The organism is Streptomyces sp. NPDC047117 (genome assembly GCF_040643545.1).
In the GTDB taxonomy this organism is placed as follows: domain Bacteria; phylum Actinomycetota; class Actinomycetes; order Streptomycetales; family Streptomycetaceae; genus Streptomyces.
This window is the reverse complement of the sequence record NZ_JBEYUN010000021.1, coordinates 72,885-88,028: the sequence shown is the minus strand read 5'-3', so window position 1 is coordinate 88,028 and position 15,144 is coordinate 72,885. Positions and strand designations below refer to the sequence as shown.

Below are 15,144 nucleotides of genomic sequence, written 5' to 3'. Positions count from 1 at the left end.
GCACCCCGAAAAGCTCGGTTGGCGGACATGGTGTTCGCCGTGGACGGGACCGGCTGACAGCTGCCGTTCGGCGTGCTTCCGTTGCGTCATGACCGATCAACTCAGCGATTCCGTGCAGCTGTTCACCTCCTCCTACTTCGCCGACCCGCACCCGGCGCTCGCCGGGCTGCGGGAGGGCGAGCGGCCCGTCGTGCCGGTGGCCATGCCCGGCGGGTACCGGGCGTGGGCGGTGAGCCGGTACGCGGACGCGAAGGCGGCGCTCACCGACCCGCGGCTGAGCAAGGACGCGGACCGGCACTGGACCGCGTACCGGGAAGGGCGCATACCGACCACGGCCGAAGTGGTGCTCACCACCGGCGCGACCATGCTGACCGCCGATCCTCCGGACCACACCAGACTCCGCGGCCTGATCTCCAAGGCGTTCACCGCGCGCCGGGTGGAGGCGTTGCGGCCGCGGATCGCCGGGCTGACGGCGGGGCTGCTGGACGGCATGGAGCGGGCGGCGGCCGACGGCGGGCCCGTCGACGTGGTGCGGGAGCTGGCGGCCCCGTTGCCGATGGAGGTGATCTGCGAGCTGTTCGGGCTGACGGACGGCCCGGACCGGGCCGTGCTGCGGCGGTCGACCGAGACGCTGTTCTCGGCGACGGCGGGGCCGGAGGCGGCGGCCGCGGCCCGGACGGAGGTGTACGCGGCGCTCGGGCGGCTGGCCGAGGCGAGGGCGGCCGCACCCGGGGACGACCTGACCTCCGCGCTCGTGCGGGCCCAGGAGGCCGGCGACCGGCTGTCGCCCGGGGAGCTGGTGGGCACGCTCGCGCTGCTGCTGATGGCCGGGCACGAGACGACGGTCAACCTGATCGGCAACGCGGTACTGGCCGTGCTCACCCATCCCGCGCAGCGGACGCTGCTGGCGGAGCGGCCGGAGCTGTGGCCGCGGGCCGTGGAGGAGACGCTGCGCTGGAACGGCAGCGTGGTCATGGCCATCTACCGCTTCCCGGTCGAGGACGTGGAGATCGGCGGGGTGCGGATACCTGCGGGCGAGCCGGTGATGATCTCGCTGCCGGGCGCGGGGCGCGACCCGCGGCGGCACGCGGACCCCGACGCCTTCGACGTCGCGCGCGAGGACCACGGTCACCTCGCCTTCGGGCACGGCATCCACCACTGCCTCGGCGCCCCGCTGGCCCGCCTGGAGGCCGCGGTCGCGCTGCCGGCCCTCTTCGCGCGCTTTCCTGGGCTGCGGCTCGGCACGGAACCGGAACGGATCCAGTGGCACGAGTCGGTGGTCTCCCGCGGCCCGGCGGCGGTGCCGGTCCGCCTCACCTGAGGCGACGGCCCGGCGTGACGCGGGGACCGGCGGCCCGTGCCGGTCCCCGCCATGATTGGCTGACGGCCATGAGCGTCACTGTCACCACCTGGTACCTGGAGCAGACCGCCCCCTCCGACCTGGTGCCCGCCGCCGGGCCGCCCGCCGAGCAGGAGGTGCGGGTCGTCCGGTCCGGGACGCCGCTGCCGGAGTTCAGCCGGTTCCTGTACACGGCGGTGGGCCAGGACGTCACCTGGACCGACCGGCTGCCGTGGACGTACGCGGAGTGGGCGGCGCACCTCGGGCGGCCCGGTACGGAGACGTGGGTGGCGTACGAGCGGGGGACGCCGGCCGGCTTCATCGAGCTGCAGGCGGATGCCGAGGGTTCGGTGGAGATCGTCTACTTCGGCCTGATACCGGCGTTCCGCGGCCGGCGGATCGGCGGCCACCTGCTCTCGTACGGCCTCGCGCGCGCCTGGGACCTGGCCGAGCGGTGGCCGGAGTGCGCGCCGACGAAGCGGGTGTGGGTGCACACGTGCAGCAAGGACGGGGAGTACGCGATGGACAACTACCGGCGTCGCGGTTTCCGGCTGTACGACACCACCGTGGAGGAGGAGCCCGAGGTCGCCTCGCCGGGGCCGTGGCCGGGCGCCTGAACCTCCCGCCGTCCGCCGGTCACGTAAAACGGAACGTGACCGGCGCCACAACGTCCCACTCTGCAAGACATCTGCGTCCGTATTCTGGACAACGGTGGACTGGCCCAAGAGCGTCGTGACACGCTTCCGTCATGTCTCGAGCTGGAATTGCCTTGGTGAGTCGGCGCCACGTCGACCTTGCGCGCGTGTCCAGCGCCATCTGTCAGGCGCGCTGACGCTGTACCCCACAGGGGCTCATCGCTCCTGACAGCACCCAGCTCCACCGACTTTTCCTCGCCGTCCCCATCGTCGCGGACGTGCGACCACCCCTGATCCGGCAAGTCATGCCAAGGCGCGCTCCGACGCGTCGCGAACCGGCACGTCTTCGCAGGTCACAGTGGGTGCATCTTGTCTGAAACCGCATCCCCTGCAGCCGCCGAGAAGGACGTATTCACCATGGCCGCCACTCCGGAACGCCCCGCCACGACCCGCCGCAAGGCCGGCCGCCACCGCGGTGAGGGACAGTGGGCCGTTGGTCACCACACTCCGCTCAACGGCAACGAGCAGTTCAAGAAGGACGACGACGGTCTCAATGTGCGGACACGCATTGAGACGATCTACTCCAAGCGCGGCTTCGACGCGATCGACCCCAACGATCTGCGCGGCCGGATGCGCTGGTGGGGCCTGTACACCCAGCGCAAGCCCGGCATCGACGGCGGCAAGACCGCGGTCCTGGAGCCGGAGGAGCTGGAGGACAAGTACTTCATGATGCGGGTGCGCGTGGACGGCGGCCGGCTGACCGTCGCCCAGCTGCGCGCCATCGGCGAGGTCTCCGAGCAGTACGCCCGCGGCACCGCTGACATCACCGACCGGCAGAACATCCAGCTGCACTGGGTACGCATCGAGGACGTGCCCGCCATCTGGGACAAGCTGGAGTCCGTCGGGCTGTCCACGACCGAGGCCTGCGGCGACTGCCCGCGTGTGATCATCGGCTCCCCGGTGGCCGGCATCGCCGCCGACGAGATCATCGACGGCACCCCGGCCGTGGACGAGATCCACGAGCGCTACATCGGCAGCAAGGAGTTCTCCAACCTGCCGCGCAAGTTCAAGACCGCGGTCTCGGGCTCCCCTGTCCAGGATGTGGTCCACGAGATCAACGACGTGGCGTTCGTCGGCGTGAACCACCCCGAGCACGGCCCCGGCTTCGATCTCTGGGTCGGCGGCGGCCTGTCCACCAACCCCAAGCTCGCCCAGCGCCTGGGCACCTGGGTGCCGCTGGACGAGGTCGCGGACGTCTGGGCCGGCGTGGTCGGCATCTTCCGCGACTACGGCTACCGCCGGCTGCGCAACCGCGCCCGCCTGAAGTTCCTGGTCGCCGACTGGGGCGTGGAGAAGTTCCGCCAGGTGCTGGAGGACGAGTACCTCCAGCGCAAGCTGGTCGACGGCCCGGCGCCCGAGGAGCCCTCCTCGAAGTGGCGCGACCACATCGGCGTGCACGAGCAGCAGGACGGCCGCTTCTACGTGGGCTTCGCGCCGCGCGTCGGCCGCGTCGACGGCAAGACGCTCACGAAGATCGCCGAGCTGGCCGCCGAGCACGGTTCGGACCGGCTGAACACCACCGTCGAGCAGAAGATGATCATCCTCGACGTGGCCGGTGACCGGGTCGACTCGCTCGTCGCCGGGCTGGAGGCGCTGGACTTCCAGGTCAAGCCCTCGCCGTTCCGGCGCGGCACCATGGCCTGCACCGGCATCGAGTTCTGCAAGCTGGCCATCGTCGAGACCAAGGGCCGCGGCGCCGCCCTCATCGACGAGCTGGAGCGCCGGATGCCGGAGTTCCAGGAGCCGCTCACCATCAACCTCAACGGCTGCCCGAACGCCTGCGCCCGTATTCAGACCGCCGACATCGGCCTCAAGGGCCAGCTGGTCCTGGACGACGAGGGCAACCAGGTCGAGGGCTACCAGGTGCACCTGGGCGGCGCGCTGGCGCTGGAGGCCGGCTTCGGCCGCAAGGTCCGCGGCCTGAAGGTCACCGCGGACGAACTCCCCGACTACGTCGAGCGGGTGCTGCGCAACTTCGAGGCGGAGCGCACCGAGGGTGAGCGGTTCGCCCAGTGGGCGGCCCGCGCCGAAGAGGGTGCTCTCAAATGAGTGAGCGCGCCGCGCCGTTCTGCTGCCCGTACTGCGGCGACGAGGACCTGCGGCCCTCCGAGGAGGGCCACGGGGCCTGGGAGTGCCGGTCCTGCAGCCGTGCGTTCCGGCTCAAGTTCCTGGGCCTGCTGGCCCCGGGCGCGTCCGGCAAGTCCCCTTCCGACGGAGGTGAGTCGTGACCACCGCAACCACCGCAGCCGACCTGGAGCAGCTCGCCGAGCAGGCGGGCCGCGACCTGGAGGACGCTCCCGCGCTGGAGATCCTCAAGTGGGCCGCCGAGACCTTCGGTCCGCGCTTCTGCGTCACCTCCTCGATGGAGGACGCGGTCGTCGCGCACCTGGCCTCGCGCGCCTTCCCCGGCGTGGACGTGGTCTTCCTGGACACCGGCTACCACTTCCCGGAGACCCTCGGCACCCGGGACGCGGTCGCGGAGGTGATGGACGTCAACGTCATCACCCTGACGCCGCGTCAGTCGGTGGCCGAGCAGGACGCCGAGCACGGCCCGAAGCTGCACGACCGCAACCCCGACCTGTGCTGCGCGCTGCGCAAGGTCAAGCCCCTCGAAGAGGGCCTGGCCGCGTACGACGCGTGGGCGACGGGCCTGCGCCGGGACGAGTCGCCCACCCGGGCGAACACCCCCGTCGTCGGCTGGGACCCCAAGCGGCGGAAGGTGAAGGTCTCGCCGATCGCCAAGTGGACGCAGGCCGATGTGGACGCCTACGTCAACGAGCACGGCGTGCTCACCAACCCGCTGCTCCAGGACGGCTACGCCTCCGTCGGCTGCGCCCCCTGCACGCGGCGCGTGCTGGAGGGCGAGGACGTCAGGGCCGGCCGCTGGGCCGGGAGCAACAAGACCGAGTGCGGACTGCACGGATAAGGCCGCTGACCGCACGATGACGGACACTCAGGAGATACGAATGACGGGCGCCACGATCTGGCTGACCGGTCTGCCGAGCGCGGGCAAGACGACCATCGCGCGCGAGCTGGCCGCGACGCTGCGCGGCGAGGGCCACCGCGTCGAGGTGCTCGACGGCGACGAGATCCGGGAGTTCCTCTCCGCGGGTCTCGGCTTCAGCCGGGAGGACCGGCACACCAACGTCCAGCGCATCGGCTTCGTCGCCGAGCTGCTGGCGAGCAACGGCGTCAAGGCGCTGGTCCCGGTGATCGCGCCGTTCGCGGACAGCCGGGAGGCGGTGCGCAAGCGCCACCAGCAGGAGGGCACGCCCTACCTGGAGGTGCACGTCGCCACGCCCGTCGAGGTCTGCTCGGAGCGGGACGTGAAGGGCCTGTACGCCAAGCAGGCGGCGGGCGAGATTTCCGGGCTCACCGGCGTGGACGACCCGTACGAGGCTCCCGAGTCGCCCGATCTGCGGATCGAGTCGCACACCCAGACCGTGCAGGAGTCCGCGGCGGCGCTGCACGCGCTGCTCACCGAGAGGGGACTGGCATGACGACGGCAGCAACGACCCGCACCGGTACCGGTCCGGCCCCGGAGGGCGACGACTCTCCGTACGCGCTGTCCCACCTGGACGCGCTGGAGTCCGAGGCGGTCCACATCTTCCGCGAGGTGGCGGGCGAGTTCGAGCGGCCGGTGATCCTCTTCTCCGGCGGCAAGGACTCCATCGTCATGCTGCACCTGGCGCTGAAGGCGTTCGCGCCGGCGTCGGTGCCGTTCTCCCTGCTGCACGTGGACACCGGGCACAACTTCCCGGAGGTCCTGGAGTACCGCGACCGCACCGTCGAGCAGCACGGCCTGCGGCTGCACGTCGCGTCCGTGCAGGACTACATCGACCGCGGCGCCCTCAAGGAGCGCCCCGACGGCACCCGCAACCCGCTGCAGACCGTGCCGCTGACCGAGGCCATCCAGCAGCACCGCTTCGACGCCGTGTTCGGCGGCGGGCGGCGCGACGAGGAGAAGGCCAGGGCCAAGGAGCGCGTCTTCTCGCTGCGGGACGAGTTCTCGCAGTGGGACCCGCGCCGCCAGCGCCCCGAGCTGTGGCAGCTCTACAACGGCCGGCACGCGCCCGGCGAGCACGTCCGCGTCTTCCCGCTGTCCAACTGGACCGAGCTGGACGTGTGGCAGTACATCGCCCGCGAGGGCATCGAACTGCCGGGCATCTACTTCGCCCACAAGCGGCCCGTCTTCCGGCGCAGCGGCATGTGGCTGACGGCCGGCGAGTGGGGCGGCCCCAAGGGCGACGAGACCGTCGAGACCCGGCTGGTCCGCTACCGCACCGTCGGCGACATGTCCTGCACCGGCGCCGTCGACTCCGAGGCGACGACGCTGGACGCGGTGATCACCGAGATCGCCGCCTCCCGCCTCACCGAGCGGGGCGCGACCCGGGCCGACGACAAGATGTCCGAGGCCGCGATGGAAGACCGCAAGCGCGAGGGGTACTTCTAACCATGAGCACGATCACGATCGAGGATCTCGCGGAGACCACCCTGCTGCGGTTCGCCACCGCCGGTTCCGTCGACGACGGCAAGTCGACCCTGGTGGGCCGGCTGCTGCACGACTCCAAGTCGGTCCTCACCGACCAGCTGGAGGCGGTCGAGCGGGCCTCGGCCAGCCGCGGCCAGGAGGCGCCGGACCTGGCGCTGCTGACCGACGGGCTGCGGGCCGAGCGCGAGCAGGGCATCACCATCGATGTCGCCTACCGCTACTTCGCCACGCCCCGGCGCCGGTTCATCCTGGCCGACACCCCGGGCCATGTGCAGTACACCCGCAACATGGTCACCGGCGCGTCCACCGCCGAACTGACGGTGATCCTCGTCGACGCCCGTAACGGTGTCGTCGAGCAGACCCGCCGGCACGCCGCGATCGCCGCGCTGCTCCGCGTCCCGCACGTCGTCCTCGCGGTCAACAAGATGGACCTCGTCGGGTACGAGGAGTCCGTCTTCGCGAACATCGCCGAGGAGTTCACCGCGTACGCCGGTGAGCTGGGCGTTCCCGAGATCACCGCGATCCCGATCTCCGCGCTCGCCGGTGACAACGTCGTGGATCCGTCCTCGAACATGGACTGGTACGGCGGCCCGACGGTCCTGGAGCACCTGGAGACCGTCGCGGTCAGCCACGACATGGCGCACTGCCACGCCCGGCTGCCCGTGCAGGTCGTCATCCGCCCGCAGTCCGCCGAGCTCCCCGACTACCGCGGTTACGCGGGCCAGATCGCGGCCGGTACGTTCCGCGTCGGCGACGACGTCACCGTGCTGCCGTCCGGCAAGAAGTCGAGGATCAACGGGATCGACCTGCTCGGCAAGCCGGTCGACGCCGCCTGGACCCCGCAGTCGGTCACCCTCCTGCTGGAGGACGACATCGACATCTCGCGCGGCGACCTGATCGTGCCGACCCCGGACGCGCCCGCGACCACGCAGGACATCGAGGCGACCGTCTGCCACGTGGCCGACCACCCGCTGTCCGTCGGTCACCGGGTCCTGCTCAAGCACGGCACCCGGACGGTCAAGGCGATCGTCAAGGACATCCCGTCCCGGCTGACCCTCGACGACCTGTCGCTGCACCCGCACCCGGGTGAGCTCGTCGCCAACGACATCGGCCGCGTCAAGATCCGTACTGCCGAGCCGCTGCCGGTCGACTCCTACGCCGACTCGCGGCGTACCGGTTCGTTCATCCTGATCGACCCGAACGACGGCACCACGCTCACCGCCGGCATGGTCGGCGAGTCCTTCGCCGCGCCGGAGCCGGTGAAGACCGAGGCCGACGACGACGGCTGGGACTTCTGAGCATGGCGGGCGAGGCGTTCTCGACGTTCGCGAAGGAGGGCGGCCGCGTAGGCAGCGGTGCCCTTGGGTGGGGGTCCCCCCGAACGGAGTTTGGGGGAGGGCAGGGCGGAGTCGGCCGATGTGTGCGCTGACCCCGCTCCGGTCCGCCCTGCCCGCCGGACCCTTCCGAAGACCAGCTGCCCCGCCGGGCGCGCCCTAGGGGCGCACACCGCCCCGGACCACCGAGAGGAAACCCTCCCGTGCTGCCCTCCGCTCGCCCCCGTACGACCGCTCGCCGCGTCCTCGCGGCGGCCGCCGCCGTCCCGCTGCTGATCGGGGCGCTGGGGGCGTGCGGCTACGGGTCCAAGGCGCCGAAGAGCACCGAGGCGGTGGCGGCGAAGGGGCCGAAGACCGACGGCCTGGACGCGGTCAAGATCGGCTACTTCGGGAACGTCACGCACGCGACGCCCATGGTGGACCGGCAGAAGGGCTTCATCCAGCAGGAGCTGGGCGGCACGCAGGTCAAGCCGTACATCTTCAACGCCGGTCCCTCGGAGATCGAGGCACTGAACTCGGGCACGATCGACATCGGCTGGATCGGTCCGTCGCCGGCGATCAACGGTTACGTGCAGTCGCACGGCAACAACCTGAAGATCATCGGCGGCTCCGCCTCGGGCGGCGTGTCGCTCGTGGTGAACCCCAAGAAGATCAAGTCGCTCAAGGACCTCAAGGGCAAGCGGATCGCCTCCCCGCAGCTCGGCAACACCCAGGACGTGGCGCTCCTGAACTACCTGCGGGAGAAGGGCTACCGGGTCGACCCGGACACCGGGAAGGGCGAGGTCGGGGTCTTCCGGCAGGACAACAAGGAGATCCCCAACACCTTCCGGCAGGGCGGCGTCGACGGCGCGTGGGTGCCGGAACCGACCGCCGCCAAGCTGGTCGCCCAGGGCGGCCGGACGCTGCTGGACGAGAAGCAGCTGTGGAAGGACGGGAAGTTCGTCATCACGAACATCATCGTCCGCAAGCAGTTCCTCAAGGAGCACCCCAAGGCCGTCGAGGCCGTACTGCGCGGCTCGGTCAGGACCAACGACTGGATCAAGGGCCACCCGGGCGAGGCGGCCCGAGCGGTCAACACCTCGCTCGGCGACCCGAAGGTGTCCGGCACCCGGCTGCCGGACCAGGTCCTCCACAACGCCTTCCGGAACGTGCAGGTCACCGACGACCCGCTGGCCTCCACCCTCAAGGACGAGGCGCAGCACGCGGTCAAGGCCGGGCTGCTGAAGAAGCCCGACCTGAACGGCATCTACGACCTCCGGCTGCTGAACAAGGTCCTCAAGGCCGAGGGCAGGCCACCGGTCGGCGCCGCCGGGCTCGGCGCACAGTAACCGATCGATCCGTACGTTCCCAGGAGGTGACACCGATGACGACCCCTACCCTCACCCAGCAGGCCGCCACGGCCGGCACGACGGAGACGGCGGGCTACGCGGCGCGTATCGACCACGTCTCGAAGTCCTTCGGCCGCCCCGGCGCGCAGCAGCACGTACTGGACGACATCACGGTCGATGTCGCGCCGGGCGAGTTCGTGTGCCTCCTGGGCGCGTCGGGCTGCGGCAAGTCCACGCTGCTCAACCTCGTGGCCGGGCTGGACAAGCCGTCCGCCGGGTCCATCGACGTGCCCGGCAGCCGGCCGGCCCTGATGTTCCAGGAGCACGCGCTCTTCCCCTGGCTCACCGCCGGCAAGAACATCGAACTGGCCCTGAAGCTGCGCGGTATGCCGCGCGCCGAGCGCCGTACCGAGGCCGAGCGGCTGCTGGAGCTCGTCCGCCTGAAGGGCGCGTACGGCAAGCGGGTGCACGAGCTGTCCGGCGGCATGCGGCAGCGGGTCGCGATGGCCCGCGCGCTCGCCCAGGACAGCGGGCTGCTGCTGATGGACGAGCCGTTCGCGGCGCTGGACGCGATCACCCGCGACGTGCTGCACGACGAGCTGACCCGCATCTGGGAGGAGACCAACCTCTCGGTCCTCTTCGTCACGCACAACGTCCGTGAGGCCGTCCGGCTGGCGGAGCGGGTCGTGCTGCTGTCCTCCCGGCCCGGGCGCATCGCCCGGCAGTGGGAGGTCGACATCCCGCAGCCGCGCCGCATCGAGGACGCCGCCGTCGCCGAACTCTCCGTAGAGATCACCGAACAGCTCCGTGGGGAGATCCGCCGCCATGGCCAGCACTGACACCACCACCGAGACCCCCAACGCGGCCGACGCCAAGGCGGCCGACGCGCGGGGCAGCGAGACCGCCGGGCTGGAGGCCGGGCTGGACGCGCTGGAGACCAAGGTCGTCAGCCGGCAGCCCGTGCTGCGCACGCTGGTCTCCAAGGTCCTGCCGCCGGTCGTCGCCGTCGTCATCGTGCTGGCGCTCTGGCAGCTCGCGTACCACTTCGAGGTCAAGCCGCACTACCAGCTGCCCAGCCCGGTGGACGTATGGGGCTCGCTCCGCGAGAAGTGGCTGGAGGGCACGCTCCTCAGCTACGTGTGGGAGTCCGTCTCGCGCGGCGCGCTCGGCTTCGTCGCCTCGGTCATCATCGGTACACCGCTGGGCCTGCTGGTCGCCCGGGTCCGCCCGGTGCGCGCGGCGATCGGCCCGATCCTCTCCGGCCTCCAGTCGCTGCCGTCGGTGGCGTGGGTGCCCGCCGCGATCATCTGGTTCGGCATCACCGACGCCACGATCTACGCGGTGGTCCTGCTGGGCGCGGTGCCGTCGATCGCCAACGGCCTGGTCTCCGGCGTGGACCGCATCCCGCCGCTGTTCCTGCGCGCGGGCCGGACCATCGGCGCGACCGGCATGAAGGGCGTACGGCACGTCCTGCTGCCCGCCGCGCTGCCCGGCTACATCTCGGGGCTCAAGCAGGGCTGGGCGTTCTCCTGGCGCTCCCTGATGGCCGCCGAGCTGATCGCCACCTCGCCCGACCTGGGCGCGGGCCTCGGCCAGCTGCTGGACCAGGGCCGGGTCGGCTCCGACATGTCCCTCGTGCTCGGCGCGATCCTGCTCATCCTGATCGTCGGCATCGGCATCGAGCTGCTGATCTTCGCCCCGATCGAGCGGCGCGTGCTGCGCAGCCGCGGCCTGCTCGCCAACTCCCGCTGACCCCTCCGAACGGAACCACCATGCGACCCCACCTGCTCGCCCCCACCCCCGGCACCGCCTCGGCCGCCGGCCGGTGCGGGCCGCGCGCGCGGCCCGCGCTGCTGGTGATCGCGCACGGCAGCCGGGACCCGCGGCACGCGGCGACCGTCGGCGCGCTGTGCGCACGGGTCCGCGCCCTCCACCCGGAACTGCGCGTCGAGGTCGGCTACCTGGACTTCAACGCGCCGAGCGTGCCGCAGGTGCTGGAGCGGCTGCACGCGGACGGCGTACGGGACGTGGTGGCGCTGCCGCTGCTGCTCACCCGCGCCTTCCACGCCAAGACCGACATCCCGGCCGTGCTCCGCGAGACGTGCGCACGGCTGCCCCGCCTGACCGTCCAGCAGGCCGACGTCCTCGGCCCGGCGCCCCTGCTCGTGGGCGCGCTGGAGCGGCGGCTCACCGAGGCGGGGCTCGATCCCGCCGACCGTGCCTCGACCGGGGTCGTGCTGGCCTCGGCGGGCTCCTCAGACCCGGAGGCGATCGCAGTGATCGCTGAAATCGCGCGGGAGTGGCGGCGCACCACTGGTTGGTGTGCCGTGCGGCCTGCGTTCGCCTCCGCATCCCTTCCCCGCACGGCGGACGCCGTGCGGGAACTGCGGGCCGAGGGCGTCGAGCGGATCGCCGTGGCGCCGTACGTCATCGCGCCGGGCCGGCTGCCGGACCGCATCGTGGCCGGGGCCCGGGAGGCGGGCGCCGACGTGCTCGCCGACGTGCTGGGCCCGGCGCCGGAGCTGGCCCACCTGCTGGCCCTGCGGTACGCCGAGGCGCTGCGGCGCCCGGCACCGGCGCTGACCGCCTGAGCCCGGAGCTCCATCTGCCACCCGCCTGAGCCCGTAGGGCCGTTACTCCTGCCAGTGCGCCGGCCGGACCAGCTGCTCGGGCAGATGCGTCCGCGCGTCTCCCCTGGCGGCGTTCAGCTGGATCTGCGTGAGGAAGACGCTGCCGGTCAGGTCGGCGCCGCTCAGGTCCGCGTCCCGGAAGTCCGCGCCGATCAGGTCGGCGGACCGCAGGTCGGCACCGCTCAGATCGGCGGCGACGAGGCAGGCGCCGCGCAGGCTCGCGCCCCGGAGATTCGCGCCCCGCAGCCGGGCACCGAAGAGGTCGGCTCCGCGGTGGTTCTTCTTCTTGCCGGGAACGGCCGCCCGTACCAGGTCCCCGGCGCGCAGCAGCGAGGCGTTGACCTCCTGGCGGACCGCTTCCGTGTCCAGCTCCGCGAGGATGTCGGCGGGGCTGAGGGTGAGCCGTTCCAGCTCCGCCAGCGCCGTACGGAGTGCGACGTGCACCGGCCGGCACTCGGGCCGGTCCAGCGCCTGGGTCACGTACGCCAGCAGTTCGTGCAGCTGCCGCATGACGGGGAAGACCGCGAACATCTGCCGGGCGGTGTCCGGGTGCTGCCGCCAGTCCCGGCCGCCGAAGGTGACCTGGGAGACCTGCTGCCCCGCGCCGAAGCAGTCGAAGACCGTGCAGCCGCGGAAGCCCTTGTCGCGCAGCCGGTCGTGGATGCCGCAGCGGAAGTCCGCCCGCAGGTTGGCGCAGGGCGTCCCGGCCTCCTTGTCCGCCGCGAAGTCGTTCGAGGCCGCGAAGGGCAGGGCGACGCAGCACAGGCCGAAGCACTGCGTGCAGTCCGCCTGGAGGGCGGCTGGGGACATGATGGTTCGTTCTCCTGCTACCGGCGGGCACGGCCCCCTGCCGCGCCCGGTCGAACGTCCATTGTCCCCCACCGCGTCCGGTTCAGCGCACCCCGAAGGAGTGCACCGTCGTCGTCCGGTAGGTCCGCCCCGGACGCAGCACGGTCGAGGGGAAGGCCGGGCGGTTCGGCGAGTCGGGGAAGTGCTGGGTCTCCAGGCAGAGGCCGTCGGCCTGCCGGTAGAGCGCGCCCGAGGTGCCGCGCAGGGTGCCGTCCAGGCCGTTGCCGCTGTAGAACTGCACGCCCGGCTCGGTGGTGGCGATGTCCATGGTGCGGCCGGACACCGGGTCGGCGAGGGTCACGGCGTGCTCGGCGCGTGCGGTGACGCCCTTGTCCAGCGCGAAGTTGTGGTCGTAGCCGCCGCCGAAGACGAGCTGTTCGTCGCCCTTGCGGATGTCCTGGCCGATCGGCTTGGCCCGCCGGAAGTCGAAGGGGGTGCCCGCGACCTTCGGCAGCTCGCCGGTCGGGATGAGGGTCTCGTCGACGGGGGTGTAGCGGGACGCGGCGATCCGCAGGGTGTGGCCGAGGACGTCGCCGGTCCCCTCGCCCGCGAGGTTGAAGTAGGTGTGGTTGGTGAGGTTGACGACGGTCGCCCGGTCCGTCGTCGCCTCGTACGAGATGCGGAGGTCGCCGCGCCGGTCGAGGACGTAGTCGACGCGGACGGTCAGGGTCCCCGGGTAGCCCATCTCACCGTCCGGACTGACCCGCCGCAGTGTGAGACCGGTGCCGGAGTTCCCCGCGTACGGCTCGACGTCCCACACCCGCGTGTCGAAGCCCTTGTCCCCGCCGTGCAGGCTGTTGGGGCCGTCGTTGACGGGCAACCGGTACGTCCGGCCGTCCAGGGTGAACGTGCCGCGGGCGATGCGGTTGCCGTAGCGGCCGATGAGGGCACCGAAGTAGGTGCCGGCGGTCAGGTAGTCACCGAGATTGTCGAAGCCGAGCGACACGTTGGCCGGGCGGCCGTGCCGGTCGGGAATCTCCAGGGTCTGGACGATGCCGCCGTAGGACAGCACGCCGAGCCGGGTGCCGCCGCTCCGCACCGTCCAGCGGTCGACGCGGGTGCCGTCGGGGAGGGTGCCGAAGTGCTCCTTGCGCGGCCGGCCGCCGCCGGCGGCGGGTGCCGAGGCGAAGGCCGGTGCGGCGCCGACGGCGGTCGCCGCGAGCCCGGCCGCCGCCGCGGCCATCACGGTACGTCTGCTGGTCGTCATGGCGCAGTCTCTCCTCACGTGGTCAAGCACCTGCTGATCAGGAACCGGCCTTGCGCTTGTTGTAGATGTCGAAGCCGACCGCGGCGAGCAGCACCAGGCCCTTGATGACCTGCTGGTAGTCGGTGCCGATGCCGACCAGCGACATGCCGTTGTTGAGGACGCCGAGGACCAGGCCGCCGATCACGGCACCCATCACGGTCCCCACGCCGCCGCTCATCGAGGCGCCGCCGATGAACGACGCGGCGATCGCCTCCAGTTCGAAGTTCAGGCCCGCCTGCGGGGTGCCCGCGTTCAGCCGCGCCGCGTACACACAGCCCGCGAGCGCCGCCAGGACGCCCATGTTGACGAAGACGAGGAAGGTGACGCGCTTGTCCTTGACGCCGGAGAGCTTCGCCGCGGCCTTGTTGCCGCCCAGCGCGTACACATGGCGGCCGATCACCGCGTTGCGCATGACGTACCCGAGGCCGAGCAGCAGCGCGCACATCACCAGCATCACGACCGGCACGCCGTGGAAGCTGGCCAGGGTCAGGGTGAAGGCGACGACGGCGGCGGTGAGCGCGACGCACTTGGTGACCCACAGCCCGGTGGGCAGCACGTCCAGCGCCAGGGCGAGCTGGCGGCGCCGGTCGCGCCACTCGCGCAGCAGCAGGAGGACGACGGCGGCGAGCCCGAGGAGCAGGGTGGGGTTGTGGTACTGGGTGTACGGGCCCATTTCCGGGATGAACCCCTTGGCGAGGTTCTGGAAGCCCTCGGGGAAGGGGGCGATGGACTGGCCGGCGAGCACGATCTGCGTCAGGCCGCGGAAGAGCAGCATGCCGGCGAGGGTGACGATGAAGGACGGGATGCCGACGTAGGCGATGAAGAAGCCCTGCCAGGCACCCGCGACCGCGCCGATCACCAGCGACAGCACCAGTGCCAGGACCCAGGGCACGTCCTGTTTCACCATCATCACCGCCGACATGGCGCCGACGAAGGCGACCAGCGAGCCGACGGACAGGTCGATGTGGCCCGCGATGATGACGATCATCATGCCCATGGCCAGGATCAGGATGTAGCTGTTCTGCTGGACCAGATTGGAGACGTTGTTCGGCAGCAGCAGCGTGCCGTCGGTCCATATCTGGAACAGCACGACGATGAAGGCCAGCGCGGTGAGCATGCCGTACTGGCGCATGTTGTTCCGCACGCTCTGCACCAGCAGCGCACCGGCCGAGCGGACGGCGGCCGGTACCGGCGCCTCGGGGTCCTTGGGTGGGGTGGTCGTGGTCGTCAT

At 71.5% G+C, this 15,144-nt stretch carries 16 protein-coding genes; 13 read left to right on the top strand and 3 right to left on the bottom strand.

All coding sequences use genetic code 11. The annotated features are described in order from the left end of the window. Positions 1-88: 88 nt before the first annotated feature. From ABZ840_RS31630 to ABZ840_RS31570, 13 genes are all read left to right on the top strand, one after another. The gene (locus tag ABZ840_RS31630) at positions 89-1,321 is read left to right on the top strand and encodes a cytochrome P450 (RefSeq protein ID WP_361565425.1); all 1,233 of its coding nucleotides are present in this window, start codon (positions 89-91) and stop codon (positions 1,319-1,321) included. 68 nt (positions 1,322-1,389) lie between these two features. Further along, positions 1,390-1,956 (top strand): GNAT family N-acetyltransferase, encoded by a 567-nt coding sequence (locus ABZ840_RS31625; RefSeq protein ID WP_361565422.1) that lies wholly within the window; start codon positions 1,390-1,392, stop codon positions 1,954-1,956. A 131-nt stretch (positions 1,957-2,087) separates the two neighbouring features. After that, positions 2,088-2,171 (top strand): putative leader peptide, encoded by an 84-nt coding sequence (locus tag ABZ840_RS31620; RefSeq protein ID WP_351598321.1) that lies wholly within the window; start codon positions 2,088-2,090, stop codon positions 2,169-2,171. 220 nt (positions 2,172-2,391) lie between these two features. Then, a complete protein-coding gene (locus ABZ840_RS31615; RefSeq protein ID WP_361565416.1) occupies positions 2,392-4,083 on the top strand; it encodes a nitrite/sulfite reductase in 1,692 nt (563 codons plus the stop codon). Continuing rightward, on the top strand, positions 4,080-4,262 hold the full coding sequence (locus ABZ840_RS31610; protein ID WP_361565413.1) for a hypothetical protein: 183 nt from the start codon (positions 4,080-4,082) through the stop codon (positions 4,260-4,262). The genes ABZ840_RS31615 and ABZ840_RS31610 overlap by 4 nt, the downstream gene beginning before the upstream one ends. Then, complete coding sequence (locus ABZ840_RS31605; protein WP_361565410.1) at positions 4,259-4,960, top strand: phosphoadenylyl-sulfate reductase; 702 nt, start codon at positions 4,259-4,261, stop codon at positions 4,958-4,960. The genes ABZ840_RS31610 and ABZ840_RS31605 overlap by 4 nt, the downstream gene beginning before the upstream one ends. Before the next feature lie 40 nt (positions 4,961-5,000). Continuing rightward, positions 5,001-5,534: an adenylyl-sulfate kinase gene (cysC, locus tag ABZ840_RS31600; RefSeq protein ID WP_361565407.1), complete on the top strand. Its 534-nt coding sequence runs from the start codon at positions 5,001-5,003 to the stop codon at positions 5,532-5,534. After that, positions 5,531-6,487 (top strand): sulfate adenylyltransferase subunit CysD, encoded by a 957-nt coding sequence (cysD, locus tag ABZ840_RS31595; RefSeq protein ID WP_361565404.1) that lies wholly within the window; start codon positions 5,531-5,533, stop codon positions 6,485-6,487. The genes cysC and cysD overlap by 4 nt, the downstream gene beginning before the upstream one ends. A gap of 2 nt (positions 6,488-6,489) precedes the next feature. Then, on the top strand, positions 6,490-7,824 hold the full coding sequence (locus ABZ840_RS31590) for a GTP-binding protein (RefSeq protein ID WP_361565401.1): 1,335 nt from the start codon (positions 6,490-6,492) through the stop codon (positions 7,822-7,824). Between the two features lie 239 nt (positions 7,825-8,063). Beyond that, entirely contained in the window at positions 8,064-9,188 is a 1,125-nt protein-coding gene (locus ABZ840_RS31585; RefSeq protein ID WP_361565399.1) for an aliphatic sulfonate ABC transporter substrate-binding protein, read from the top strand. A 35-nt stretch (positions 9,189-9,223) separates the two neighbouring features. Next, complete coding sequence (locus tag ABZ840_RS31580; RefSeq protein WP_361565396.1) at positions 9,224-10,027, top strand: ABC transporter ATP-binding protein; 804 nt, start codon at positions 9,224-9,226, stop codon at positions 10,025-10,027. Next, positions 10,014-10,940: an ABC transporter permease gene (locus ABZ840_RS31575; protein WP_361565393.1), complete on the top strand. Its 927-nt coding sequence runs from the start codon at positions 10,014-10,016 to the stop codon at positions 10,938-10,940. Before ABZ840_RS31580 ends, ABZ840_RS31575 begins: the two co-directional genes overlap by 14 nt. A 20-nt stretch (positions 10,941-10,960) precedes the next feature. Beyond that, a complete protein-coding gene (locus ABZ840_RS31570; RefSeq protein WP_361565390.1) occupies positions 10,961-11,779 on the top strand; it encodes a sirohydrochlorin chelatase in 819 nt (272 codons plus the stop codon). Between the two features lie 42 nt (positions 11,780-11,821). Here ABZ840_RS31570 and ABZ840_RS31565 read toward each other — a convergent pair whose 3' ends face one another. The 3 genes from ABZ840_RS31565 to mmsB form a co-directional block, all read right to left on the bottom strand. Continuing rightward, a complete protein-coding gene (locus ABZ840_RS31565; RefSeq protein WP_361565388.1) occupies positions 11,822-12,628 on the bottom strand; it encodes a pentapeptide repeat-containing protein in 807 nt (268 codons plus the stop codon). 82 nt (positions 12,629-12,710) lie between these two features. After that, positions 12,711-13,874, bottom strand: coding sequence for an aldose epimerase family protein (locus ABZ840_RS31560; protein WP_361565385.1), 1,164 nt, complete (start codon positions 13,872-13,874; stop codon positions 12,711-12,713). 37 nt (positions 13,875-13,911) lie between these two features. Further along, positions 13,912-15,144 (bottom strand): multiple monosaccharide ABC transporter permease, encoded by a 1,233-nt coding sequence (gene mmsB, locus ABZ840_RS31555; protein WP_361565382.1) that lies wholly within the window; start codon positions 15,142-15,144, stop codon positions 13,912-13,914.